The sequence below is a fragment of the Marinobacter suaedae genome, from assembly GCF_030519635.1.
Lineage (GTDB): Bacteria > Pseudomonadota > Gammaproteobacteria > Pseudomonadales > Oleiphilaceae > Marinobacter > Marinobacter suaedae.
Genome location: NZ_JAUMIS010000001.1, coordinates 1,171,165 through 1,196,992 on the forward strand (window position 1 = coordinate 1,171,165; position 25,828 = coordinate 1,196,992).

20 protein-coding genes are annotated in these 25,828 nt (G+C 59.7%); 8 read left to right on the plus strand and 12 right to left on the minus strand.

Going from position 1 to position 25,828, the window contains the following annotated elements; all coding sequences use genetic code 11:
• Nucleotides 1-4: 4 nt before the first annotated feature.
• The 4 genes from pstB to QVZ43_RS05465 form a co-directional block, all read right to left on the minus strand.
• Nucleotides 5-892 (minus strand): phosphate ABC transporter ATP-binding protein PstB, encoded by an 888-nt coding sequence (gene pstB / locus QVZ43_RS05450; RefSeq protein WP_302909157.1) that lies wholly within the window; start codon nucleotides 890-892, stop codon nucleotides 5-7.
• A gap of 11 nt (nucleotides 893-903) precedes the next feature.
• Entirely contained in the window at nucleotides 904-2,178 is a 1,275-nt protein-coding gene (gene pstA / locus QVZ43_RS05455; RefSeq protein ID WP_302909158.1) for a phosphate ABC transporter permease PstA, read from the minus strand.
• Entirely contained in the window at nucleotides 2,171-3,559 is a 1,389-nt protein-coding gene (gene pstC / locus QVZ43_RS05460) for a phosphate ABC transporter permease subunit PstC (RefSeq protein ID WP_302909159.1), read from the minus strand. The genes pstA and pstC overlap by 8 nt, the downstream gene beginning before the upstream one ends.
• Before the next feature lie 137 nt (nucleotides 3,560-3,696).
• The gene (locus QVZ43_RS05465; RefSeq protein WP_302909160.1) at nucleotides 3,697-4,740 is read right to left on the minus strand and encodes a substrate-binding domain-containing protein; all 1,044 of its coding nucleotides are present in this window, start codon (nucleotides 4,738-4,740) and stop codon (nucleotides 3,697-3,699) included.
• Between the two features lie 194 nt (nucleotides 4,741-4,934).
• On the opposite strand from QVZ43_RS05465, the gene QVZ43_RS05470 reads away from it, so the two are divergent.
• The gene (locus QVZ43_RS05470) at nucleotides 4,935-5,360 is read left to right on the plus strand and encodes an acyl-CoA thioesterase (protein ID WP_223794802.1); all 426 of its coding nucleotides are present in this window, start codon (nucleotides 4,935-4,937) and stop codon (nucleotides 5,358-5,360) included.
• Nucleotides 5,361-5,365: 5 nt separating this feature from the next.
• On the opposite strand, the gene QVZ43_RS05475 is transcribed toward QVZ43_RS05470, so the two are convergent.
• On the minus strand, nucleotides 5,366-6,550 hold the full coding sequence (locus tag QVZ43_RS05475; RefSeq protein ID WP_302909161.1) for an MFS transporter: 1,185 nt from the start codon (nucleotides 6,548-6,550) through the stop codon (nucleotides 5,366-5,368).
• A gap of 154 nt (nucleotides 6,551-6,704) precedes the next feature.
• Here QVZ43_RS05475 and QVZ43_RS05480 point away from each other — a divergent pair, with 154 nt between their 5' ends.
• Nucleotides 6,705-7,331, plus strand: a complete 627-nt coding sequence (locus QVZ43_RS05480; RefSeq protein WP_302909162.1) for a hypothetical protein — start codon at nucleotides 6,705-6,707, stop codon at nucleotides 7,329-7,331.
• Between the two features lie 105 nt (nucleotides 7,332-7,436).
• On the plus strand, nucleotides 7,437-8,234 hold the full coding sequence (locus QVZ43_RS05485; RefSeq protein WP_302909163.1) for an undecaprenyl-diphosphate phosphatase: 798 nt from the start codon (nucleotides 7,437-7,439) through the stop codon (nucleotides 8,232-8,234).
• Between the two features lie 322 nt (nucleotides 8,235-8,556).
• Here QVZ43_RS05485 and uvrD read toward each other — a convergent pair whose 3' ends face one another.
• A complete protein-coding gene (gene uvrD / locus QVZ43_RS05490) occupies nucleotides 8,557-10,722 on the minus strand; it encodes a DNA helicase II (protein WP_302909164.1) in 2,166 nt (721 codons plus the stop codon).
• A 198-nt stretch (nucleotides 10,723-10,920) separates the two neighbouring features.
• On the opposite strand from uvrD, the gene QVZ43_RS05495 reads away from it, so the two are divergent.
• Nucleotides 10,921-12,666 carry an N-acyl-D-amino-acid deacylase family protein gene (locus tag QVZ43_RS05495; RefSeq protein WP_302909165.1) on the plus strand — a complete coding sequence of 582 codons (1,746 nt, stop codon included), beginning with the start codon at nucleotides 10,921-10,923 and terminating at the stop codon, nucleotides 12,664-12,666.
• Between the two features lie 48 nt (nucleotides 12,667-12,714).
• Here QVZ43_RS05495 and QVZ43_RS05500 read toward each other — a convergent pair whose 3' ends face one another.
• Nucleotides 12,715-14,166, minus strand: a complete 1,452-nt coding sequence (locus QVZ43_RS05500; RefSeq protein WP_302909166.1) for an NAD-dependent succinate-semialdehyde dehydrogenase — start codon at nucleotides 14,164-14,166, stop codon at nucleotides 12,715-12,717.
• A gap of 173 nt (nucleotides 14,167-14,339) precedes the next feature.
• Between QVZ43_RS05500 and QVZ43_RS05505 the strand changes: the two genes are divergently transcribed.
• The gene (locus tag QVZ43_RS05505; RefSeq protein WP_223794809.1) at nucleotides 14,340-15,353 is read left to right on the plus strand and encodes a histone deacetylase family protein; all 1,014 of its coding nucleotides are present in this window, start codon (nucleotides 14,340-14,342) and stop codon (nucleotides 15,351-15,353) included.
• Nucleotides 15,354-15,357: 4 nt separating this feature from the next.
• On the opposite strand, the gene thiI is transcribed toward QVZ43_RS05505, so the two are convergent.
• Nucleotides 15,358-16,812 carry a tRNA uracil 4-sulfurtransferase ThiI gene (thiI, locus tag QVZ43_RS05510; RefSeq protein ID WP_302909167.1) on the minus strand — a complete coding sequence of 485 codons (1,455 nt, stop codon included), beginning with the start codon at nucleotides 16,810-16,812 and terminating at the stop codon, nucleotides 15,358-15,360.
• Nucleotides 16,813-16,968: 156 nt separating this feature from the next.
• Here thiI and ppnN point away from each other — a divergent pair, with 156 nt between their 5' ends.
• Entirely contained in the window at nucleotides 16,969-18,351 is a 1,383-nt protein-coding gene (gene ppnN, locus QVZ43_RS05515; protein ID WP_302909168.1) for a nucleotide 5'-monophosphate nucleosidase PpnN, read from the plus strand.
• 26 nt (nucleotides 18,352-18,377) lie between these two features.
• Here the strand turns inward: ppnN and QVZ43_RS05520 are convergent, their stop codons facing one another.
• On the minus strand, nucleotides 18,378-18,710 hold the full coding sequence (locus QVZ43_RS05520; RefSeq protein WP_302909649.1) for a c-type cytochrome: 333 nt from the start codon (nucleotides 18,708-18,710) through the stop codon (nucleotides 18,378-18,380).
• 221 nt (nucleotides 18,711-18,931) lie between these two features.
• Here QVZ43_RS05520 and QVZ43_RS05525 point away from each other — a divergent pair, with 221 nt between their 5' ends.
• On the plus strand, nucleotides 18,932-20,032 hold the full coding sequence (locus tag QVZ43_RS05525; protein ID WP_302909169.1) for an enoyl-CoA hydratase/isomerase family protein: 1,101 nt from the start codon (nucleotides 18,932-18,934) through the stop codon (nucleotides 20,030-20,032).
• A gap of 20 nt (nucleotides 20,033-20,052) precedes the next feature.
• Here QVZ43_RS05525 and QVZ43_RS05530 read toward each other — a convergent pair whose 3' ends face one another.
• The 3 genes from QVZ43_RS05530 to QVZ43_RS05540 form a co-directional block, all read right to left on the minus strand.
• On the minus strand, nucleotides 20,053-20,748 hold the full coding sequence (locus tag QVZ43_RS05530) for an ankyrin repeat domain-containing protein (protein WP_302909170.1): 696 nt from the start codon (nucleotides 20,746-20,748) through the stop codon (nucleotides 20,053-20,055).
• Between the two features lie 70 nt (nucleotides 20,749-20,818).
• Nucleotides 20,819-22,972 (minus strand): tRNA(Met) cytidine acetyltransferase TmcA, encoded by a 2,154-nt coding sequence (locus QVZ43_RS05535; RefSeq protein ID WP_302909171.1) that lies wholly within the window; start codon nucleotides 22,970-22,972, stop codon nucleotides 20,819-20,821.
• On the minus strand, nucleotides 22,972-23,349 hold the full coding sequence (locus tag QVZ43_RS05540) for a DUF2237 family protein (protein WP_302909172.1): 378 nt from the start codon (nucleotides 23,347-23,349) through the stop codon (nucleotides 22,972-22,974). The genes QVZ43_RS05535 and QVZ43_RS05540 overlap by 1 nt, the downstream gene beginning before the upstream one ends.
• 135 nt (nucleotides 23,350-23,484) lie before the next feature.
• Between QVZ43_RS05540 and QVZ43_RS05545 the strand changes: the two genes are divergently transcribed.
• Nucleotides 23,485-25,776 carry an ATP-dependent helicase gene (locus tag QVZ43_RS05545; RefSeq protein ID WP_302909173.1) on the plus strand — a complete coding sequence of 764 codons (2,292 nt, stop codon included), beginning with the start codon at nucleotides 23,485-23,487 and terminating at the stop codon, nucleotides 25,774-25,776.
• Nucleotides 25,777-25,828 lie beyond the last annotated feature (52 nt).

Consider the following 25,828-nt stretch of genomic DNA (forward strand, 5'->3'; position numbering starts at 1 on the left):
GACATCAACCGAAGCGGCCGGTGATGTAGGATTCAGTCAATTCGTGCTCGGGCGAGGTAAAGACCTTACTTGTCTCATTCACTTCCACCAGATTACCCAGATGGAAATAGGCAGTGCGGTGGGATACCCGCGCGGCCTGCTGCATGGAGTGGGTAACGATCACGATGGTGTAGCTTTCCGACAGCTCTGCGATCAGCTCTTCCACCTTGGCAGTGGCGATCGGGTCCAATGCCGAACAGGGTTCGTCCATCAGCACCACCTCGGGGCTGACGGCAATCGCACGGGCAATGCACAGACGCTGCTGCTGACCACCCGACATGCCGGTGGCGGTGGCATCCAGGCGATCCTTCACCTCGTCCCACAGGCCCGCCTTGCGCAGGCTGTTCTCAACGATCTCGTCCAGGTCCGCCTTGCGGTTCGCCAGGCCGTGGATACGCGGGCCGTAGGCCACGTTCTCATAGATCGACTTGGGGAATGGGTTTGGCTTCTGGAACACCATGCCCACACGGGCGCGCAGTTCAACCACATCCCGCTTTGGGTCATAGATGTCGATATCATCCAGCATCAGGGAGCCGGTGACGCGACAGCTGTCAATGCTGTCATTCATCCGGTTCAGGCAGCGCAGGAAAGTGGACTTACCGCAACCAGATGGACCAATAAAGGCGATAACCTCGTTGCGGGCGATATCCAGGCTGATGTTCTTAATCGCCCGGTTTTCGCCATAGAACACCTCGACATCGCGAAGCTTGAACTTGGCTTTGTCGCTGAACGGCTTACCAACCGTTTTGCCTTCCTCGACAGAGCCATGGGCCGGCTTGCTTGCTTCCACTGCAACTACCGGCGTGGCCTGATCGGCTGTTTCACGGGCAACAGTTTGATTCATATTTGTCATGGGACTTCTCCTTACCACCGGCGCTCGAGACGTTTGCGCAGCCAGATGGCTAATGCGTTCATACTAATCAGGAAAGCCAGCAACACCATAATGGCGGCTGAAGCTCGTTCAATAAAGGCCAGTTCCGGGCTGCCTGCCCACAGAAAAACCTGCACGGGCAACACGGTGGCGGAATCGAAGAAACCGTTCGGGACATCCACGATGAAGGCCACCATACCAATCAGCAGCAACGGCGCGGTTTCCCCAAGAGCCTGCGCCATGCCAATGATGGAACCGGTGAGCATGCCGGGCATCGCCAGCGGCAACACATGGTGCAGGACAACCTGCATTTTGGAGGCACCCATGCCCTCGGCCGCTTCCCGGATTGATGGCGGCACACTCTTGATGGCCGCCCGGCTGGAAATAATGATCGTCGGAAGCGTCATCAGTGTGAGTACCAGGCCACCCACCACCGGCACCGACCGTGGCATACCAAACAGGTTGATAAACACCGCCAGACCCAGCAGACCGAAGATGATCGACGGAACCGCCGCCAGGTTGTTGATGTTCACCTCAATAAAATCAGTGAACTTGTTCTGGGGCGCAAACTCTTCCAGGTAGATCGCGGCTGCCACGCCAATGGGGAATGACAGTGCCAGGGTCACGAACATGGTCAGCAGGGAGCCAACCACCGCGCCGAGGATGCCCGCTTTGGAGGGATCTCGGGAATCACCGCCGCTGAAGAACACATCGTTGAACGAGGTATCCACAATGCCACGGCTCTCAAGCTCATCCACCCAGGCCTTTTGCTGATCATTGAGCTTGATGGAGTAGCCTTCGTCACCGGCGTGCTTCACGTAAACGTCCACATCGGTATGGGTGAGGAAGGTCATGATCCGGGTGGTTCCGAGCCAGCCTGGATTGGCTTCCAGCGCCTCTCGCAGAGTCACAGACGCGTAGGGATTGATCAGGTCCTTGATGGCATCCCGATCCTCTTCGGTCGCATCTGGAATTTCCTTCATCAGGGCCAGAACCAGGGGCTCCACGAAATCCGCCATTTTAAGCTGGCGTTTATCCGTGGCGTCGTCCAGGTACATGATCTCTCCATCCAGATCCACGTTCAGGGTAACCGTGGTTTTCTGGAAACCGGTGTAGCCCTTGCCGATGATATCGGCGAACAGGGTTACCAGGGCGGCCAGTGCAATGGCGATGGCAATAATTCCGTAAGCACGGAAGCGACGTTCCTTGCGATAACGCGCCTTCAGTGACTGGCGGACGAGTTCCGCCTGTGAGTGTTGATCAGTCATACTGTTCCCGATATTTACGAACAATTTTCAGGGCGATTACGTTGAGCAGCAGGGTCGCAATGAAGAGCATCGCGCCCAGGGCAAAGGCTGCGAGTGTCTTGGCACTGTCGAACTCCTGGTCACCGGTCAGCAGGGTGACAATCTGCACCGTCACCGTGGTTACGGTTTCCAGAGGGTTGGCCGTCAGGTTGGCCGCCAGGCCAGCAGCCATTACCACAATCATGGTTTCACCAATGGCCCGGGATACCGCCAGCAAAATCCCCCCCATGATGCCGGGCAGCGCAGCCGGGAAGATTACCTTCTTCATGGTTTCAGACTGGGTAGCCCCCAGCGCCAAAGAGCCATCCCGCAAGGACTGGGGCACGGCGTTGATCACATCGTCAGACAGGGACGACACAAACGGAATGATCATGATGCCCATTACTGCACCGGCCGCCAGCGCACTCTGGGAAGACGCCTCAATACCGATGGACGCCGCCAGATCGCTGATAAACGGCGCAACGGTAAGCGCGGCGAAGAAGCCGTATACCACGGTGGGAATACCGGCGAGCATTTCCAGCAGGGGTTTCACGATCCCGCGCACCCGCTTACCCGCGTATTCAGACAGGTAGATTGCCGACATCAGGCCCACCGGCACCGCCACGGTCATGGCGATGGCAGAAATCAGCAGGGTGCCGGTGAACAAGGGAATCATGCCGAAAACCCCTTCGGCGGCAACCTGGTCAGCCCTCAGCGCCGTTTGCGGGCTCCACTGACTGCCGAAGAAAAATTCGGTGAACGGCACCTTACCGAAGAAACGGAAGGTTTCGAACGCGACCGAGAAAATAATGCCAACCGTGGTCAGGATGGCCAGTGCGGCACAGGAAAAGAACAGCCATTTGAGAATCGATTCCACCTGAACCCGAGCGTTCAACTTCGGTCGGATTTTCAGCCACCCGAGGAAACCCGCCAGCACGGCAACCGACACCACCAACGCGGTCATCAACATCCGGCTCTGTTCACGCAGCGCTTCCAGCCGATCGGCGGCTTCAGCAATGGGCGCCTCTACAAATCCCGCCGGCAATGCCCCGCTGGCTACGTTGCTGATTTTGCTCAGCAACAGGCTGGCTTCCCCGGCGCTACCTGGCGCCAGTTCTGCAGGCAATGAGCCAAGCACCAAGGTCTGAATCACTTTGCCCTGAAAGGCCGCCCAGAGCGCCAGTACAACCAACGCGGGGATCGCACACCACAGGGATGCCCGCGCACCGTAATAAAACGGCAAGGACTTGAGGTGGCGTATACCGCCTAGAGGCGTGGCCAGTGTTCGTGACCTCGCATAGCCAAAGCCATAGGCAACAAAGGCCAGCACGACGGTCAGTAAGAGCAGGTTTGCCGGTTGCATGAAATTTCCTGTCTAAACCTTCTGTGTGTTCAATTCCCATCCCAGATAAGGCTTTAATGGGATGGTTTTAAATAAGCGAAAGGGCACGGGCCGTTTGACTGGCCCGCACCCCTCGGATTGACCGGTAGAGCCGGTAATTACATCAACTCTTCCTTGGTCAGATTCGGCATAGTTTCTGCCTTATCCATCAGATTCATCAACTGATCACGGGGCGGCACAATCAGGCCAACATCTTTCAGGTAACCATTGCGCCCCATTGCTGCGTTGCTGGTGAATTCGGAGACAAAGTCCTGCATGCCTGGAATGACGCCCACATGGGCTTTCTTCACATAGAAGAACAGGGAGCGGGCGACCGGGTAATCATCGCTAGCGATGGCCTCGGCCGTCGGGATCATGCCATTGAGCGTGGCCGCCTGCAGACGGTCCACGTTCTCTTCCAGGAAGCTGTAACCGAACACGCCGTACATGCCGGTATCACCGATCAGCTTCTGCACGATCAGGTTGTCGTTTTCACCGGCTTCAATGAAGGCGCCGTCTTCACGAACACTCTCGCAGATCGTCTTGTGCTGGTCTTCGTTCAGATCCTTGGCTTCCGGCAGAGCGTCACAGCCAGCAGCAAGCGCCAACTCATTGAAGGAGTCACGTGTGCCGGAAGTCGGGGGCGGGCCCATGACACGAATCGGCTTGTTGGGCAGGCTGGCATCAACGTCACTCCAGTTCTTGTTTGGGTTAACCACCCATTCGCCGTTCACCGGGACCTTGGCACCCAGGGCCAGAAACAACTGTTCCAGGGTGAGCTCAAGGTTTTCTGCTTCTTTGGAGCTGGCAATCACAATGCCGTCGGAACCAATACGGAACTCGGTAATGTCGGCTACGCCGTTCTTCTGGCACAGATCAAATTCAGAGGCCTTCATCCGGCGAGAGGCATTGGTGATGTCCGGATGCTGGGTACCGATACCCTGACAGAACAGCTTCATGCCACCACCGGAACCGGTGGATTCCAGCTTCGGAGTCCGGAAATCGGTCTTGGTACCAAACCGTTCAGCAACCACCGTGGCGAACGGGTAAACAGTGGAGGAACCCACGATGCTGATGGTATCGCGGGCCATGGCCGGCGCAGAGACTCCGGCAACAGAGCCAGCCAGGGCAAAGGTGGCGAATGCTTTTTTCAGTGTGTTCACGTTGAACCTCCAGTTCAGTGTGGAAAACCCAGTTTCTGTCTGTTTTTCGATAGGGCCAGATTACGGAGGGTCTGTGACAGGTTTGTTACAGCAAATGAAAAAAACAAATTTGAGACTTTAATCTGCTTGCAGCCGCCCCAAACATCGCTACCATGCGTTGAAAACAACTCTAAATGCAGTACAAGGCGAGCCCCATGATGGCATTTGATGATGACAAGCCCACACCCAGAGGCGAACTGACGCTCCAGATCGTCCCTCTTCCATCGGACACCAATCCTAACGGGGATGTGTTTGCCGGCTGGCTGGTAAAGCAGATGGACATCGCCGCCGCCACCGTTGCCGGCCGGGTATCCCGGGGCCGCAATGCCAACGTGGCCATGGATCGCATGGAGTTCCTGTCACCACTTCGGGTGGGCTCTCAGGTAAGCCTTTACTGCGATCTGGTCGAGATCGGGCGCAGCTCCATGAAGATCAACGTGGAAGTCTGGACCCTCGACCGCAACGACCAGCAGGCAAGAAAAGTGACCGAAGGCCTGTTTGTTTATGTCGCCATTGATGAGCAGGGACGGATTCGCGAAGTCCCGAGCAAGACATCGGATCTCACTGAACCCGCCCTCTAGGAAACCTACGCCGGCGGGGCATCTGGCCCAAGTTTGCGGAACGCCATTAATCCGAGCACCGGGCCGGGCAGCAGCCAGGCCACCACCCAGACACTTTGCTCCGCCCACAGCGAGCTGGTCAGCCAGATGGCTGGCAACGTCACGCCGAAACCCACCGCATTCATCACCGACAACGACGAACCCACCAGCTCCGGTGGTGCATTGGCCGCCGCCAGCGCTGAAAACTGTGGCGAATCGGCGATCACCGCCAGCCCCCAGACAAACAGAAGCACCAATAAGATGAGGGATGGGGCACCGGACAACAGCGGGTAACCCAGGCAGACCAGGCCCGAGGTGGTTAACGCCCGCCGGGCCACCCAGGCGCTACCCAGGCGCCGGCTCAGGAAGCCACCGAGCACACAACCGATGCTGCCCGTGGCAATAATCGCGAAAGCCAGCCAGGGAATGATCTGATCAGAGTGGCCAAGACGTTCAAGCTCCCGCCCCACCAGTAACGGCACCAGCATCCAGAACGCATACAGCTCCCACATGTGGCCAATGTAGCCTCCGGCCACCGCCCGGAAGCGGGTTACACGCAGGGCCGCCAACCCCTGAGTTAGCATCATCGAGCCAGCACGCTTGGGCAGGTGGGGCCCATCCCCCAACAGCCAGATGAGCAGCCCACCCACCAGCGCCAGCATTGAGGCACCCAGCAATGGCCACTGCCAGGGCATCCCCAGCGTCGCCCCTCTCATCAGGTGGGGCAGCGCCGTGCCCAGCGTGAGCATACCTACCAGCCAGGCCAGGGCCGCACCGGCGTATTTGGGGGTCCAGGCAATGACCATTTTCATCCCCAGCGGGTAAATCCCCGCCAGGCACAGACCGGTGAGAAAACGAAGCAATAACGAGGCCGGCAAGAAATCAGCGACCAGGATGAATCCGGCATTCACCAGGGCGCCCAGCAAACTGGCCAGGGCGAAGATCCGGCTGGCACCGAACCGGTCTGCCAGACCCGTAATGGCCAGCGCCAGGGTTCCGCTGATGAAGCCCGCCTGCACGGCCAGAGTCATCCAGCCAAGCTCGGTTTCCCCGAATCCGAGATCCCGGGAAAAAGACAGCCATACCCCGTTTATACTGAACCAGAGCGAGGTACCGAACAGCTGAGCCAGCACAATTACCAGTAGAGGGGAACGTGTCAGCAGGTTGGTCATTATTGTTCTCTGTTATCCTTTCGATGGCCACGGTCCGGCCCCGGGAAAATACTTCGGCGGTTACTGCAAACCATTGGCAAGAAAAGAGTAATATGCAAGGTTTCCATCGTTGCACGGAATCGTGCCAACCACCACCCAGCCCCGGAAAACGTGTATGAACCTCCGAAGTCGCACGGCCATCCTGTTCGCTCTGCTCTTAACCGCGCCACCGGTGATGGCTGACATTGGCCTGTCACCTTTTGCCGGGTATCGCATCAGCAGCTCCGTGGATGTTGAGACGGCCGGTGCCAGCACCAGGGACCAGATCGACTTTCGGGATTCCGTCAGCCACGGTTTGGTGCTCAATTTCGATCTTGAGGAACCGGGCAAACAGGGAGAGCTGTACTTCGGCCGACAAAGCACCTCGGCACGGCTGGACGACGGCCTTTTCGCCCCAGGCATGGACGCCATCGACCTGACGATTTACCAGCTCCAGTTCGGTGGCCTTTATTTTCCCGGCGGTCAAAACCATGGCGGCTTCGTATCCGGTGTGCTGGGAATGACACGGCTGGAACCGGAGGATTCACGATTTGAGACCGACCACCGTCTGGCGCTGTCTATCGGGGGCGGCTATCAGTTCTTTCTGACCGAAGCACTGCGCCTGAGGCTGGATCTTCGAGGGGTGTACACCGCCCTGAATTCGGCAAGCTCGGTATTCTGCTCCGGCGGATGCGAACTTCGGTTTGCCAGCAGCGGCTACCTGCAGGTTGAGGCGGGCGCGGGGTTGGTGGTTCGTTTCTGAGATCGGGTGGCCGGGGCCAGTCACCCGATCTGTTCACCCCACCCCCACCCTGCTACTATCGCAGCCTGCTGATTCTCCACGCCAGTTCGACAACGGATACACCACATGGACTTCTTCCAGGCCTTCTTTCTTGGTCTCCTGCAGGGGCTTACCGAGTTTCTCCCCATTTCCAGCTCGGCTCACCTGATACTGACCCCGGCGTTTTTCGGCTGGACCGACCAGGGCGTGGGCTTTGACCTGTCCGTTCACCTGGGCACCCTGCTGGCTGTGGTGTTCTACTTTCGCGAGGATGTGTTTGGCATTGCCCGGGACGGACTCATTTCCATGGGCCGGCGCAAGGTGGTTGGTCAGGGTGCTTTGGCCCTGTATCTGGTGATCGGCACCATTCCGGCAGGCCTGGCTGGGCTGGCTTTGCTGGATCTGGTCGACAGTACTCTGCGAGCGGTGGAAGTGATTTTTACCACCACTCTGGTCTTCGGGATCCTGCTGGGCATCGCCGACCTGCTGCCCAAACGCCAGCGAACCCTGGACACCCTGAACTGGAAAGATGCTCTGCTGGTGGGTATCGCTCAGGCGATGGCACTGGTGCCCGGCACCTCTCGTTCCGGCGTTACCATCACCGCCGGGCTGTTCCTGGGCATGTCCCGTGAAACCGCCTCCCGGTTTTCCTTCCTGCTGGCCATTCCCATCATTGTGCTGGCATCGTCCGTCAAATTGCTGGAGGTCGCCACGTCGGATGTGGTGGTGGACTGGAATGGCTTTCTGATTGGCGGCGTTACGTCCTTCCTGATGGCCATTACCGCTATCCACTTCTTCCTGAAGTGGCTGAATACTGTGGGTATGTGGCCCTATGTGATCTACCGGATTGTTCTGGCTGGGGTTATTTACGCGGTTTTGATGTAATCCGTCGGTTCCTTAACACTGGAGCAGCGGGGCTTGGGAATAACTTTCCAAAACCCGCTCGAGCACATCCCTGTGACGCTTGAGCTCCGCCATCCATGGCTCCGCACAGTTTTGGAAAGTTATTCCCAATCCCCATCAAACTCCTGAGTTGGTCTTTAAGACCTCACGGGCTACGAGTAGATGCCTGACGCAGGACGGGGGGTAAGGATTAACAATGTGCGGAGCCATGGATGGCGGAGCCCAAGCCGCACAGGACGTCTTGAGGCGTTTGTTAATCCTTACCCCCCATCCTGTGCTTCCCGATATCACCAAGAAAAATAAATCAGCATGCCTCCAACGGCGCGTAAGCCAGCACCAACCACTTGGCGCCATCATCAAAGTTCACCTGCACCCGCGCATGGGCACCACTGCCTTCACAGTTGAGCACGATACCTTCACCAAACTTCGGATGGCGAACCCGCTGCCCCAGGCTGAAGCCAACCTGTTGAGCGGCATCCTGACTGAACAATCCCTCGTTGGGACGCTCTACCATGGCCGGACGGGTCACCGTGTTACGCAGGCGGACTTCCTGCAGGCAATCGCCGGGTATCTCCCGAACAAAGCGGGACAACGCGTGAAACTTCTCCTGCCCGTATAAACGACGGGATTCGGCGTAAGTGAGCACCAGCTTTTTCATGGCACGGGTGATACCCACGTAGGCCAGACGGCGCTCCTCTTCCATCCGCCCCGGTTCCTCAAGGGACATGCTGTGGGGGAAAAGTCCCTCTTCCACACCGGCCAGAAACACCATGGGGAACTCCAGCCCTTTGGCCGAGTGCAAGGTCATCAGCTGGACACTGTCTTCATGCTCACTCGCCTGCGCCTCGCCGGCATCCAGAGCGGCCTGGGCAATAAATTCGGAGAGCGGGTCCACGCCGTCCTCCACCTCAAAATCCGACAGTGCGTTGACCAGTTCTTCCAGGTTCTCCACCCGGGCCTGGCCTTTTTCGCCTTTCTCACTCGCGTGGTAATCCTTCAGTCCGCTGTCTTCGATAGTCTGCTTCATCAAGCCCTGCAAGGTGGCGTTGTCGGCCATGCCTGAAAGGCCTTCGATGATGGCCAAGAAGGTCTGCAAACCGGTTTTCGCCCGGCCCTTCACCTGCCCGGCTTCCAGCAGGCGTTCGGCGGCTTCCCACAGGGAAACACCCTGTTCGGTGGCGTATTCCCGCAGGTCCGCCAGGCTCTTGGCGCCGATACCCCGAGGCGGCACATTCACCACCCGCTCAAAGGCGGCATCGTCCCGCCGGTACTGAACCAGACGCAGATAGGCCAGCGCGTTACGGATTTCCTGACGGTCGTAGAACCGCAACCCTCCATATACCCGGTAAGGAATGCCCTGACGCATCAGCGCTTCTTCCAACACCCGGGACTGGGCATTGGAGCGATAGAGAATGGCGGTCTCGCTGCGCAGGTTGCCTTCCTGTACCCAGGCGGAAATGCTGTCAGCAATGTAGTTGGCTTCGTCCTGTTCGTTGAACGCGGCGTACAGGCTGATGGGCTCGCCGTCCACTCCGTCGGTCCACAGCTCCTTGCCCAGACGACCCTGGTTGTTGGCAATCACCGTGTTGGCTGCTTTCAGGATGGTCTTGGTGGAGCGATAGTTCTGTTCCAGTCGCACCAGCCGGGCGTTGGGGAAGTCCTGCTGATACTGCTGGATGTTCTCCACCTTGGCGCCACGCCAGCCGTAGATGGACTGGTCATCGTCCCCGACCACGGTGAGCGGGACCCGGTTGCTCGCCAGTACCTGAAGCCAGGCGTACTGGATGGTGTTGGTGTCCTGGAACTCGTCCACCAGAATGTGCTGAAACCGCTTCTGGTAGTGGGCCAGCAGTTCGGGCCGGTGCAGCCAGAGTTCGTGGGAGCGCAGTAACAGTTCGCCAAAATCCACCAGCCCGCCCTGCTGGCAGAGTTTTTCGTACTGGCGGTAGATCTTCACCATGGTGGAAGTGAAGTGGTCACCCGGATTTTCCTGGATGTGATCGGCCCGCAGCCCCTCGTCCTTCTGGCTGTTGATGAACCATTGGGCCTGCTTGGGTGGCCAGCGAGTCTCGTCGATCTGGTTCTCCCGCATCACCCGCTTAACCAGCCGAAGCTGATCGTCGCTGTCCAGCACCTGGAAATTCTCCGGCAGGCCTGCGTCCTGCCAGTGCGAACGCAGCAGACGGTGGGCTATGCCATGGAAGGTACCGAACCACAGGCCGCGGGCAGGAATGTTCATCATCTGCTCAATGCGGTAACGCATTTCCTTGGCGGCCTTGTTGGTAAAGGTCACCGCCAGGATGCCAGTGGGCGGCACCCGATCCACCGTCATCAACCAGGCAATCCGGTGCACCAGCACCCGTGTCTTGCCGCTGCCCGCTCCGGCCAGCACCAGCAGGTGATCGTTCTGGGCGGTAACGGCCTCGCGCTGGGCGTCGTTGAGGGGATCGATAATGTGGGAGACATCCATAGCTGAAATAAGACCTGCGGCTGGTGAACTTCGGACAGCGAAGTATAACAGGCCACCGAAAGCCATTTCAGGGCTGGCCTGAAAAACACCGAACACGCTGGCTCAAACCGTGCCATCATAGAACAAACGTGTCCTATGCTGTGACATAAAACCAAAGGCAATAACGACAAAAACAACAACCCGACAAGGGCTGGGACCATGGCGCATTACGACTTCATCGTCACCGGCGGCCGCTATTTCGACGGTACCGGTGCTCCCTCTTCGATCCGCAACGTGGCCATCCGTGATGGCCGGATTGCCCGGGTCAGCAGCGATCCGATTCCCGAAGACCTGGCTGATCGAATCATTGATGCCACTGGAAAATGGATCACGCCAGGCTTCCTGGACACCCACACCCACTACGATGCCGAGATGCTGGTGAGCCCCAGCCTGTCGGAGTCCATCCGTCACGGAGTGACCACTGTGCTGGTGGGCAGTTGTTCCCTGAGCATGGTGTGTTCGGACTACGAGGACGCCTCGGACATTTTCACCCGGGTGGAAACCGTGCCCCGGGAACGGGTGTTGCCCATCCTGCGGGACAATAAATGTTGGTCTACCCCCAGGGAGTGGGTGGAGTATGTTCGCCAGCTACCTCTGGGCCCCAACGTGATCAGCCTGCTGGGCCACAGTGACCTGCGTGTCGGGGTGATGGGCCTGAGCCGGGCCACAGATCTTTATGAGCAGCCCACCGAGCCCGAAATGCTGCACATGGAAGGCTTGCTGGAAGAAGCCCTGGAAGCGGGTTTTCTTGGGCTATCCACCATGTGCCTGAAGTGGGACAAGGTGGACGGAGACCGGGAATGGTCCAAGAGCCTGCCCAGCACATACGCCCATTGGAAGGAAGTTTCCCGTCTGAACAAGCTGGTGCGCCGTTACGGGCGGGTGCATCAGGGTGCACCCAATGCCGCCACCCCCCTGCAGATTACCCAATACATCCGCGAGTGCCTGGGATGGCTGCGCAATCCGCTGAAGACCACCCTGATCAGTCAGATGGATCTCAAGGGCAGTGGTTACCTGAATTTCCTCACCAAACTCACCTCCAAAGTCACCAACCTGCTGCGGGGGGATTTCCGCTGGCAGGTGCTGCCTACCCCGTTCACCGTCTACGCCGACGGCATCGACGTGGTGTTCTTCGAGGAATTCGGCGCCGGCGAAATGGCCCTGGATCTGAAAGACGAGATGGAGCGCAACGAGCTGTTGCAGGACGAGTCCTATCGCCGACAGTTCCGTAAATTCTACGGCGAGAAACTCAGCCCCCGGGTCTGGCAGCGGGACTTCGGCGACGCCATGATCATTGACTGCCCGGACCAGTCCCTGATTGGCAAAAACTTCGACGAAGTGGCCCGCGAGCGGGGCATTCATGTGGTGGACCTGTTCCTGGACCTGGTGGTGGAGCACGGCAAGGCCATCCGCTGGTACACCACCGTGGGCAATCACCGCAAAGACGTGCTCAAGAAACTGGTCAGGGATCCGAGATCACTGATCACCTTCAGCGATGCCGGCGCCCACATCCGCAACATGGCGTTCTACAACCTGCCGCTTCGGATGCTCAAACTGGCCAAGGAAGCCATCGACGAAGGCAACCCCATCATGACCATGGAGCAGGCGGTGCACCGGCTCACTGGCGATCAGGCCAACTGGTTTAATGTCGATGCGGGTACGATTCGCGAAGGGGACCGGGCCGATGTGGTGGTCATCGATCCGGACGGATTCGATCAGAACCTCGAAGCCGTGCATTGGGCAGAGATGGAGAACTTCGGACTGAAGCGGCTGGTGAACCGGAACCCCGGCATCGTGAAGTACGTTCTGGTGAACGGACAGATGGCGGTGGATAACGAGGAAATCGTGCCGGAGCTGGGCAAGGCGAAAGGCTTTGGTAGCTTTATTCCCGCACAACGCTTTTGATTGCCCCGCCCGGCCAGTGAGCGGCGGACGGGGCGTTTGCCAGACGAATCAGAATCCCCGTGGGACGGTCTGCGCCTCAACAAACTCGAACAGGCCTTCCAGACCGCCTTCGCGACCAATGCCCGAGGCCTTCATGCCGCCAAACGGCGCTTCCGGGGTCGGGCCGGTGCCGGTGTTCCAGCCACAGTGGCCAAAGCGCAGACCCGCCGCGACCCGCTGGGCCCGCTTGGCATCATTGGTGAACACGTAGGACGCCAGCCCGAATTCGGTATCGTTGCCCGCGTCAATCACTTCCTCTTCTGTCCTGAACAGGGCCATGGGCACCAGCGGGCCAAAGGTTTCTTCCCGATAGCAGCACATGTCCCGGGTCACGCCGGTCACCACCGTCGGTGGAAAGAACAGACCATCCCCCAGATCCTGCGGTGACTTGCCGGCCACCAGATCGGCACCCTTATCCAGCGCGTCCTCCAGGTGACGTTTGACCTTATCGAACCCGGCCTTGTTAATGAGCGGGCCTATATCCACATCGCCGTTGATGCCATTACCCACGGTCATCTTTGCCACGCGCTCGGCCAGTTTCTCGCCGAAAGCGTCGGCTACGGCTTCATGCACGAAAATCCGGTTGGCACACACGCAGGTCTGGCCACCACCCCGGAATTTGTTGGCGATCAGGTTGTCCGCCGCGGCGTCCAGGTCGGCATCATCGAAGACGATAAACGGCGCGTTGCCACCCAGCTCCAGAGCGAGCTTCTTGACCTGTTCAGCGGTATCCAGAATCAGCTTGCGCCCCACTTCGGTGGAACCGGTGAAGCTCAGCATCGGTACGTCTGGGCTCTCACACAGCACCTTGCCGATCACGCTGGCCTTACCCATCACCAGGTTGACCATACCCTCGGGCAGGTCCACATGCTTATCCAGCAGGGAGAACAGGGCGATCATTGTCAGCGGGGTTTCACTGGCGGGCTTGATGACTGACGGACACCCGGCCGCCAACGCCGCCGAGAGTTTCTTGGCGATCATGCCAATCGGAAAGTTCCAGGGGGTAATCAGACCGGCCACGCCAATGGGACGATAGTGCACGGTCCAGGAACAGCCCCGCGCCTTGTCGGGCAGCTCATGGGCGTCCAGCGCCTGCACGTGCTTGGCGCAGTAATCGAAAAAGCCGGCAGCGTAATCCACCTCGCCCTGGGCTTCCTGCAGGGGTTTGCCATGTTCCATGCAGAGAATCCGGCCGACTTCCTCTTTATTGGCTTTCAACGCATCACGGATGTCTTCCAGCCACTTCTTTCGGGTGTCGATGCTGTAGGGCTCGGTCAGCCTGAGAGCCGACTTGCCAGCCTCGACAGCGGCCTGCACGTTGGCTTCAGACAGAGAGGCCACCTGTGCAATGACGTCCCCGGTCGCCGGATTGTAGACATCGAAGGTATCCCCCGGTGCATCCTCGATCCATTGACCACCGATATAGCCTGTCAGCTTTTCCAGCAGTGGTGACTCGATCATCTCGCATTCTCCTCCGTAACTGACTGAATCCCTGTGGGGGATGCAGTTGCGTTGATTCCAAGTGTCTTCCATAGTGGATGCTGAATCAGGGGCTGTAAAGTCATCACCGGGGCTTTTGATACCCGGGCGTCCGGGCCTATACTCGGAGACAGAAAACCAAGGAGGTCGGATTTATGAAAGCGTTTTTTCATCCTGCACAGGATCAGCACATCCCCAAGACCTACTTAACCCGTGGCCAGATGCGTCAGCCACAGGAAGTGCCAGACCGAACCGGACACATGCTCGAAGGTCTCAAGGAAATGGGCATTCCCGTGCTGCAGCCATCCGACCAAGGCGCCCGCCCGATCTCCAAAGTCCACGACCTCGGTTACCTGCGATTCCTGGAATCCGCTCACCGACGCTGGAAGGAGATGGACGACTGGGGTGACGAGGTCATTTCCAATATTTTCGTGCGCTCGCCCAACCACCTGACCGGCATTCTTGCAGAGGCGGCCCGCTACCAGGCCGACGGCAGCTGCCCGATTGGCGAGAACACCTGGAAAGCCGCTTACTGGTCTGCGCAGACCGCCCTCGGTGCTGCCGACGCTCTGATCGCCGGCGAACGCCATACCTACGCTGTCTGCCGCCCGCCCGGCCACCACGCCCGCCGGGATGCCGCCGGCGGTTTCTGCTACCTGAACAACTGCGCGATTGCCGCCGAGCACCTGAAAACCCGTTTCCCGCGCATCGCCATCCTGGATACCGACATGCATCATGGCCAGGGCATTCAGGAAATCTTCTACGATCGCAGCGATGTGCTGTACGTCTCCATCCACGGCGATACCACCAATTTCTACCCGGTGGTCACCGGTTTCGAGAACGAGCGGGGTGAAGGCGAAGGCTTCGGCTACAACATCAACCTGCCGATGCCCCATGGCTCATCGGAAGACGATTTCTTTGCCAGGCTTGAGGAGTCGCTGGCCGCGATCCGGCTGTTCCAGCCAGACGCCCTGATTCTGGCGCTGGGCTTTGATGTGTACAAAAACGACCCGCAGGCCAAGGTGTCGGTGTCGTCGGAAGGCTTCCGTCGGCTGAGCACCCATATCGATCATCTGGGCTTGCCCACGCTGGTGGTTCAGGAAGGAGGGTATGATCTGGACGCCCTCAGCGAGAACGTCCAGCAATTCTTCAAAGGCATGGCCGGCTAGTCCATCAGGACGCCGGCGCGTACACCTTGATGTTTTCGTAGCCGTCGGCCTTCAGGTGGCCGGCGTGCATACGGCTCATGGTGCCCCGGTCACAGTACAGCAGGTACTGCTGGTCCGCAGGCAGGTCGGCCACCTGCTCATTCAGTTCGTAGAACGGAATCTGCATCACCCGGTTATTGGTGAGCATCAGGGGTGACTGCTCGCCCTCGGACGGGTGGCGCACATCAATGATCACATCATCCAGGGACGGCGTCTGCACCAGCTCCACCTCTTCCGGTGTGGTCACCGAATCCAGCAGGCGGGCGATGGGGGTTTCGTCCCTGTCATCAATCGCCTTTTGCAGAACAGCGGGATCCATCTCAGCCTCATCGGTTTCAATCCGGTGCAGCTTGGCCCGCGTCACCGGCTTCTGGGAAATCACACCACAGTACTCCGGCATGTTACGGGCGAAGGACTCGGTGCCGATGTCCTTGGCAATGTTAATGATGCTTTCTTTGTCCATGGAAATCAGCGGGCGCAACACCACCTCATCGCTGGCGCGGTCCACCACGTTCAGGTTGGTCAGGGTCTGGCTGGACACCTGGGCCACGGCATCACCCGTCACCAGACCGGCAACATTGTATTCCTTGGCAATCTGAGCCGCGGCTTTCAGCATCTGGCGCTTGAGTACCACGCCCCAGTGCCGATGGTTCACCGAGCGCATGATTTCCGCCACCACACCATCGAAGGGCACGGAGATAAATTTGACGCTGTGGGAAGCGCCATAACGATCCCACAGGTAATGTGCTACCTGACGAACGCCCACCTCATGGGCCGTGCCGCCCAGGTTGAAGAACAAGTAGTGGTTTCGCAGGCCCCGGCGCATCATCAGGTAAGCCGCCACGGAAGAGTCGTAACCACCGGAAATCAGGGTCATCACGGTCTCGACACTGCCTACAGGGTAGCCACCCATGCCCCGATGCTTGCGATGGGCAATGTGGAACTCGTCATCCCGAACTTCAATCCGCACTTCTTCGTCCGGCGTTTTCAGGTCAACGCCTTTTGCGTTGGACGCCTTCAACAGGGCCGCGCCCACGTAGCGTTCCAGATCGATGGAACGGAACGAGTGGTCGCCCTGACGACGGGCGCGCACGGCAAACGTTTTACCCTCCAGCCGGTCAGCGAAAGCCTCTACCGCCTTGGCACCAACGTCGTCCATATCCACGAACGGGAAGGCCGCGATCTCCTGAATGGTCGAGATTCCCGGGATACGGAACAGCGCCTCCAGCACCGGAGCGAGCAGGCCCTGATCCTCGGGCAGATCGACCGTCACCCGGTCCCAGCTGCCGTCCACCACAATGGCCTGATCGATACGAACAAGTAGCTTGCGAATGTTCTGGCGCAGTTGGCGCATCTGCTGGCGACGGACGGGTTTGCTTTTGATAGCGACTTCCGACGCCGGACGAATAAGAAGTTTCATAATCAGAATGTACAGTGGTTAATGACTGAAAGAGGCCGTAGTGTATCCTCAGAGTAACAGGCATCAAAATCAGGCATTGCCGAAATATTGATCAATTCGGCGATATGCCAGTGATAACAACAGCGACAATAAGCATTGCCAGGAGCAGCAACGTCCATGCGCGAACCGACTATTAATGCCCTCGTGTCCCCCGAGGGCAGCCTGGAAATACTTTCCAGCCATGAAGTGAACCGCCTCAAGGACCGCAGCGAGGGCGGCCTGTACCGACTGTTCCGGCAATGCGCCCTGGCCGTTTTGAATACCGGGGTGGAAACCGACGACTGCAAAGCCCTGATGGAGTCCCACGCCGACTTCGACGTCCGGCTGGTTCCCCAGCCCCGCGGGCTGAAGCTCGAACTGATCAACGCGCCCGCCCATGCCTTCGTGGATGGCGAAATGCTGCGGGCCATCCGTGAACACCTGTTTTCGGTGCTGCGGGACATTGTCTACCTGCACTCGCTACCGGAAACCGCATCCGGGTTCCGCCGTGATAACCCGGAAGACATTACCAACCTGGTGTTTCACATCCTGCGCAATGCCCGGGTACTGGAACCCGGACGCCAGCCGGACCTGGTGGTGTGCTGGGGCGGACACTCCATCGGTCATGACGAGTACCAGTACAGCAAGGAAGTCGGGCATCAGCTGGGACTGCGCGGCCTGAGCATCATCACCGGCTGCGGCCCCGGCGCCATGAAAGGCCCGATGAAGGGCGCCACCATCGCCCATGCCAAGCAGCGCATCAAGAACGGTCGCTACGTCGGCATCACCGAGCCGGGCATCATTGGTGCAGAAGCCCCCAATCCGATCGTCAACGAACTGGTGATCATGCCGGATATCGAAAAGCGCCTGGAGGCCTTTGTGCGCAGCGGACACGGCGTGATCGTATTCCCGGGCGGGGTCGGCACAGCGGAGGAAATCCTTTATCTGCTGGGCATTCTGCTGCATCCCAATAATGCGGACCTGCCCTTCCCCGTCGTGTTTACCGGCCAGAAGGAAAACGCCGAATATTTCGAGATGATCGACAAGTTCATCCGCAACGCACTGGGCGATGAGGCCGCAGCCAAGTACGACATCATCATCGACGACCCGGTACGCGTCGCCCAGACCATGAAGCAGGGTATGAAGGATGTGGGCACTTTCCGCCGTGCCATGCAGGACGCGTATTACTTCAACTGGATGCTGGAGATCGATCCGGTCTTCCAGCTGCCATTTGAACCCACCCACGAGAGTATGCTGGCACTGCCACTGCATCGGGACCAGCCGCCGCACCTGATCGCCGCCAACCTGCGCAAGGCGTTCAGTGGCATTGTGGCGGGGAATGTGAAGGAAAACGGAATTCGGCAGGTTCAGGAGAAAGGGCCGTTCGAGATCTCCGGAGACCCAACCCTGATTGAACCGCTGGAGGCGATGCTGGAGCAGTTTGTCGCTCAGAACCGGATGAAACTACCTGGCTCCACGGGCTATAAGCCCTGCTATCGCATCGTCGGCGGGCCGGCCTGAGCCGCCCGTCAACGATGGCAGTCGGGTTACTTGCCGCCGGCCGGCAGACTGGCGTAGTACGCAGCCAGGTTGGCAATATCCGTATCGCTCAGAGCCGCGGCCTGGCCCTGCATGATAGCTGCCTGGCCACCACTGCGCTGCTTGTTCTTGTAGGCCTTGAGAGCAGACACCAGGTACTGCTCGTTCTGGCCCGCCAGATTCGGGTAGGTGGGAATCTGGGCTATACCGTTCTGACCGTGGCAGGCAGCACAAACCGCAGCCTTCGCCTTGCCCGCCTCCACATCAGCGGCCGAAGCCACACCGGAAACGGCGGTACCGAGTGCGAAAAGTCCAACCATGGCGTAGTGTTTCACTCTCATCGTCTTTACCCTCTCATCGTCCTTTTGTGGTGTTTGCATTCCAGCCTTACCTGCCGGACTGTAAACTGTCTAGCACTTATAGCACAGTTATTTACTGAGCCAAATGTGTCAAATCAAAGCCTTGGGTGTACCACCGAGCCGACTCACCACGCTTTAAATTCCAAAGATGGTACGGTTCACGCCCGGGCCCAGATTGTTTTAACACCCCGGAGACTTGCCTGATGTCGGTAGAGGTACAGGAAATCGAATGCATGGAAGGTCGGCTTGGCCTGATCTCTCTGAATGCTCCCGAGACAATAAATGCACTTTCGGAAGACATGCTGACCGAGCTTCAGAGCACGCTGGATCGATGGGCAGACGATGACCGGATTTATCTGGTCGCGCTCCAGGGTAGAGGCGAACGGGGCTTTTGCGCCGGGGGCCAGCTGCGGGACCTGCATGAAACGCTCACCGCCGGATCGAAAGAACAGGCCATCCGGCAGTTCGCACTGGAATACCGGCTGATCTTCAGTCTGCACCGTTTTCCGAAACCGGTGGTCGGCATCGCCCATGGCATCACCATGGGGGCCGGCCTCGGGCTGCTGTCCGCATGCCGTTATCGACTGGCGACGCCGGATATCACCCTGGCGATGCCGGAAATATCCATCGGCCTGTTTCCGGATGTCGGAGCCAGCTGGTTCCTGAACCGCCTGCCCGGACGGATCGGGCTGTTCATGGGACTGACCGGCGCCCGTCTGAACATCACCGACGCCATTCGCATCGGCCTGGTGGATATGGCCATCGAGCCGGAGGAAAGACCATCACTGCTGGGCCAGCTGCAGGATCAACGCTGGACCGGTGAACCCGCCGCCGACGACAATCGCCTGTTCCGGCTGCTCAACCAGACCTCCGTGCCGGATTACCACTCCCTGCCCCCCAGCCACTTGGCACAGCATGAAAAAGACATCGCTCGCCTGAGTGCGGGGGATGCGTTACCGGAGGTAGTCGATCAGTTGCTGTCTGCGGAGATCGACAGCGAATGGTGGCATGCCTGCATGAGTACCCTCCGGGAAGGCTGCCCGGTGTCTGCCTGGCTGGTGTGGACGCAGCTGCAAAAGGCCCAGCAACTGTCCCTGAAAGACATCATGAACATGGAGCTGGGCATGGCCGCCGAATGCGTGCGCCGGCCCGACCTGGCCGAGGGCATTCGCACCCGACTGATGGAAGCGCATCAGCCGCCGGCCTGGTCATTCAGCCGGGTGGATGAGGTGCCCACCGAGGTGGTCGAGGCCCACTTCCAGCCCGCTCGGATCGACGGGCAGGACCCGATGCCCCTTGACTGAGAAAGAGAAGTGCTGGCGCCTCAGAGTGCCGCTCCGGCCTGGATCAACAGCATTTCCAGATCGCGATTGTTGTTGGCCCGGGCCACGTCCAGTGCGCTGCGACCGTCTTCGTTGTCATAATTGACGTCTGCACCAGCGGCCAACAGCATCTCAGCGGTGAGCATGTCGCCACTGTTGACGATTTTCATCAACAGCGACTCTCCACCCTGGCTTACATTGACGTTGGCACCAGCAGCCAGCAACACCTTCACCACCGACAGGTTGCCGGCCTCCGCCGCACGAATCACCGGGGTGTAGCCATTCACATCCTTTGCGTTGACGTCCGCTCCCGCTGACAACAGCAACTGGACCAGCCGCCGACTGCCCTGACCGGCAGCTACCATCAGAGGAGTTTCCCCGGAACCGGTGGCCAGATCCGGTGCTGCGCCCTCTGACAGCAGGTACAGCGCCACCTGGTCCTGACCGGATGCGACTGCCGCCATCAGCGGAGACCCGGCTTCCGTCAGGGTGTTCAGGGAGGCGCCCGACCCGGTCAGCCTCTGAACCTCCGCCAGATCCCCGTCCGCGGCTGCCTGTATCATGGGCGTGGCCGATTCCGTTGCGGTTTCCTGAGTCAGATTGGCGGGCTGGTCATTGAAAGCGCAGCCGGCGAGAAGGGGAAAGGTGAGCGCAGAAGCAAACAACAGGTGACGGGGCAAGCCGGATCCCTTGGCCATAACAGTCAGTCTCGATGGGGAATTTTTGCTCTATTCTGCGCAGCGCGCCGGCACAATTAAATCGAGCCGGTCACATCTCCGGCGGATGTTCCAGCAGACAGCGCACCAGGGCACGTAACCGGTCCTCGCCATCCCGCTGCCCGGTGCAAAGCCGATCGGCCTGCATGTGCGCCCAGGGTTGCTGGCGCAGCACCGCCGCCACCCAGAGCGGTAAATCCGGCTGCTCACGCAGCCAGTCCATCACGCCGGGAACCTGGTTGAGTTTACCAAGGACCGGTAACGTGAGCAGGAAGCCCCGGTGACCGTGGGCAAAGCTCACCAGATCACGTCGATCGTCACCGGACAGCCTGACCTCTGCCGGAAGACTGCAGGTCAACGCGGCCAGCAAGCGGGCATCCATGTCGACCCAGGCCAGCGGCACCAGGGTTTGCCAGTGTTCCGTCAATCGCTGTTTCAGCCGTTGCTGCAGCGCTTGGCCAGCCGGCGAAACGCCCCGCAGCATCTGCAACGGGTACTCTCCACTGGTCGCCTCCCGGCCCAGGCCCACCCGAACCACATCGAGGCCACAGGATTGCCAGAACGCCAGTAAATCCGGGCTGCCACCAAAGCTGGTACCCAGGGAATCCAACTGCGCATTTCCGGCATACTCGGCGGCTACCTCGACCAGTCGCTGGCCTACACCCAGGCGTCGCACCCCTTCCGAAACGGCCACCCGAACCACCCGAAGACAGCACTGGGAAGCGGCTTCCGGAAACCCACTGTGACTGGCCAGGGACTGGGGCAGCATATGACCACGAGGACGCCGTGTACCGAGGGTGACCTGCTCTGCCAGCCCTGCATCGAGTCCCCCTTCAACCGCCGCCCACAATACGCCAACGGTGTGCCCTCCCCTTCGAGCACGCCAGCAGACGACACCCGGCGCATCCATCCACTGGCGAAGATCCGAGGGGGTGGTCCGGTAATGGGCGTTTACCAGCAAGCCAAAAGCTTCTGCCAGCTCGGACTCATCGGCGGTGCCGGGCGACCAGGACTCGACCAAAATCGATGGCTTACCCGAGGCCTGAACGTCAGCCGGTTCACTGTCGGCCGCCAGTAAAAACAAATCCGAGATCAGCGGTTCCAGCGGGTCCTGGTCAGACCACCGGACCGGAGCGGTCAACGAGACCGGCTGCCAGTGGGGTGTTTCCCGATCCAGAACCTGCCGGAAGCGGATCGCAAATCCCCGGCCCGAACCCTCGTACCCGTGAACAGTTGAAGCGAAGATCACTCTCGGCCAACCCAACAGGACCTGCCTGAGAAGCGGAGCGGCAATGGCGGCGGCTTCGTCCACCATCACCACCCCGGCCTCGGGTTGTTGAGCCAGCAGTTCCCGAACCGGCAGGAAACACATACGCCCCCCCGACCGGGTGGTCAGTTCATGATCCGATTCATGGAGCAACTCAGACCCCAGAGCTTCCCGGGCATGCCGGAACAGGGTAGAGACGTTATCGACCAGGGGCGCCGAGATCACAATCCGCGTTCGCCCCTGCCGCAGAAGTTCCGCCGCCGCCATCCCGAGGGCGGCGGATTTGCCGCGTCCCCGGTCGGCGGTCAGCACCAGAGGCCTGCGGCGACGCCCGAGTCCACACTGCACCAGCCGATCCACCAGGACTTGTTGTTCCCGGGTGGTTTGCACGGTGAACGGGGATTCGGGCTCAGGAAGGTCCTGAAACGGTACCTGATCGCCGTGCTCCGGATTGATGCGCAGGACCGAGGCATCCGCCGCGAGAATACGGGCCAGACGAGCGGCGAACGGGTGGGCCTGACGCCCATCCAATCCGGTCCGGGCATAGTCGGGGTCGTCGAAGTGAGGCCAGTGTTCAAGCGGAGGCATTAGCCAGAAAAACAAACCGCCGGTGCGCAGGGTTCCAGACAGCGCTGCAATGCCATCCGGCGGATTCCCCTGCCAGCCATCCCAGACCACCACAGACAATTCTTGCCCCAGCCATTGATCCGCCCTGCGCGGCGGTACAGTGACCAGGTGGGCGGCAGGACACTCCCCGGACGGGCCAGTCCACAGGCCGGCCGGCTCGGGCAACGCTGCCAACACCTGGCGGACCCAGGCCACGGTTTGGGAGCGCTCACCCTCGACCAGCACCAGGCGGCGTTCGCCCCGCTGTTGCAGGCGCTCCTGGAGCAGCCGCCATCGCGCTTTTACGGGCGTTGCGGCAGGCTCTGCTGGCATTAACTCAAGTCCACCGCGTGGCGCTTGAGATCCGCCAGCTCACACATTTCCAGCGTTGCCTGATGGGTCGAACGCAGCCGGACGCGGGGCGCCATGCCGGCCTCGAACGCTTCCTGCCAGCGAGCCGCGCACAGACACCAGGCATCGCCCGGTTTGAGACCCGGAAAGCCGTATTCGGGTCTGGGTGTGCTCAGATCGTTGCCCTGGTTCTGGGAGAAAGCCAGAAAATCTTCCGTGACCACCGCACACACCGTGTGAAAACCGAGATCATCCGGCCCGGTGTTGCAACAACCGTCCCGGTAAAAACCGGTCACCGGATCGTTACCACAGGTTTCGAGCGGTTCGCCCAGTACATTAACGGATTCGGACATCTGCATCGTGCTGATCCTTGTTTGGCAGACCAGAGTTTGCCGACCCTATGGCCGGTGGTCTGCATTGCATGGGGTATTCTCAATCGCTGCAATTATGCGGGACAGGTATCCGCACTACCAGTTGGCCAGTACAATAGGCCCATGCCAACCGAACCCACATCGCCTATCCCGCTCGAGCTTCCTGACTTCCTCACCGACGAACAGCGCGCGATCATTACCGCGGGCTACGAGCATTCGGTGATCACCGCGGTAGCCGGCAGCGGCAAGACCTCCACGCTGGCTTGGCGGATCCGCTACCTGCTTCAACAGGGCCACGATCCTGACCGCATGCTGGTGCTGATGTTCAACCGCAGCGCGAAAGAGGACTTTGGCCGCAAGCTCCAGCAAATAGGTAATCAGCAAGGCCTGGCCCTGCCGGAAATCCGCACCTACCACGCCATGGGTTTGCGACTGTACAAACGGTTCGTGCGGGAAGGCTACCTGCCCGGGTTTTCCGACAAGATTCTGACTGAGCAGGAAATCAGCTTTCAGGCCTGGCAACTGACTCGGCGCCTGGCCCCGGAAGATCTGGCCGATGAAATCCGCCGGAATAAAAAGGACTTCGTGGAAACCGCCACCGGTTTTATTGATCTGGTGAAAACCACCCTGTCACCCGCCGAAACGGTGTTCGAGGAACTGGGCTATGCCGACAAGCACCGGTATCTGATCGATCTGTTCCACAGCTTCGAGCAATGGCGCAAGTCCGAATCCCGAATCAGCTATGCCGACATGCTGTACGAGCCGGTAATGGCGATTCACCAGAACCCGCCGCTGCAGCGCCTGGTGAGCAACAAGATGGATCTGATTCTGGTAGACGAATACCAGGACACCAACGAAATCCAGCACTTACTACTGCGTTACGTGGCCGGTGACCGGGCCCGGGTTACGGTGGTAGGTGATCCGGACCAGACCATCTACGAATTCCGGGGCGCCAAACCTGAGTTCATTCTCAAACGTTTCAGCGACGAATTCGAAAGCCCGCTGGAACAGACCCTCAGCTACACCTTCCGGTATGGTCACCGGGTGGCCCTGCTGGCCAATCATCTGATCTGCCACAACACGGGCCGAAAGGATGTGCTGTGCCATGCGCACCCGTCCACGCCGGCCACCGAGATTGAGCTGCATCGGGTGGATAACGACGCCGACACCATCATCCGGATACTGCAGCAAACCGCCACACCCGGCGCCATCCCGCTGGCCGACACCGCCATCCTGTTCCGGGTATGGAGCCAGAGCGTTCCCATCGAACTCAAGCTGCTGGCCCGACAGATTCCCTACCGGATCGATGCCGGTAAAGGCGCCCTCGTCAGTCGGGAAGTACAGGCCATCATTGCTCTGCTGCAGGTTACTACAGGCAGCCTGGCCCGGATGCCGACCGAGGACCGCGTGGATGTGGCCCGCCAACTGCTGCGTTTTCCCCATGTTGGCCTGAAGGAACCGGAACTGGAGCAACTGGCCCGTTTCCTGTCCGGTTTTGCCAGCGACTGGCACGAACGCCTGCTGGCGATGGACTTCGATGCCCTATCCCCCATGGCAGGTCGAAAGCTGCGCAAACTGGGGGAAATTCTGGCGCGCCTGAGAGACTACACTGGACCTGTCGCCGGCCTGATCACGGTGTATGCCGAACACACGGATCTGTACGACGGCATTCGCAGCCTGGCCCTGACCCACGAAAGCGCTGACGAACGCATCGACACCATTCACGGCTTCAGGCAATACCTGAAAAGCCTGGATGTGGACGCCAACCATGCCCTGGATCACCTGAAAGCCCTCAAGCAGCAGGCCGGAGAAAAGCGCGACGGCGGGGTGTTGCTGTCCACCATCCACCGCACCAAGGGACTGGAGTGGCCGCAAGTCATCATTCCCGGTCTGCAGGAAAAATACCTCCCCTACAGCCCCCGTTCTCAGGACGATGCCCGCGCCTTCCTCGAGAGTGAGCGTCGGTTGTTGTACGTGGCGATGACCCGTTGCCGCCAGCAGCTGCATCTGATCAGCCGTCCCGTCAGCAACCAGCCCCATCTCGAGGGTGAGCAGGGACCCAGCCGGTTTGTCCAGGAGTTCTGCTTTGACCTGGCCTCGGAGCTGGGTCAGAGGCTCGACACCAGCGTCCATCAGGTCAATGCAACCCTCACGCTGAATGCGCCCCTTACCCCGGTCAGCCTGCGATACGCTGACCGCGAGGGTGTCACTCTGGAAGGCGCCACCACGGTCAGCCCCGATGACAGCGCCATTCTCTGGCACCAGAAACGCCTGAACCACGCCATCCTGGGCCCGGGCGATGTGGTTGGCGAGGACGAGAGTTCGTTCGAAGTCCGTTTCGACACTGGCGAAGCCCTCAATTTCAGCAAGAAGAGCGCCCACCTGTATTTCACCCTCCTGAAACCGGCGGGCTGAAACCAAACCTGACGGGGCGTCGTATACATCGCGGGAAAGTTGCCAGGGAATT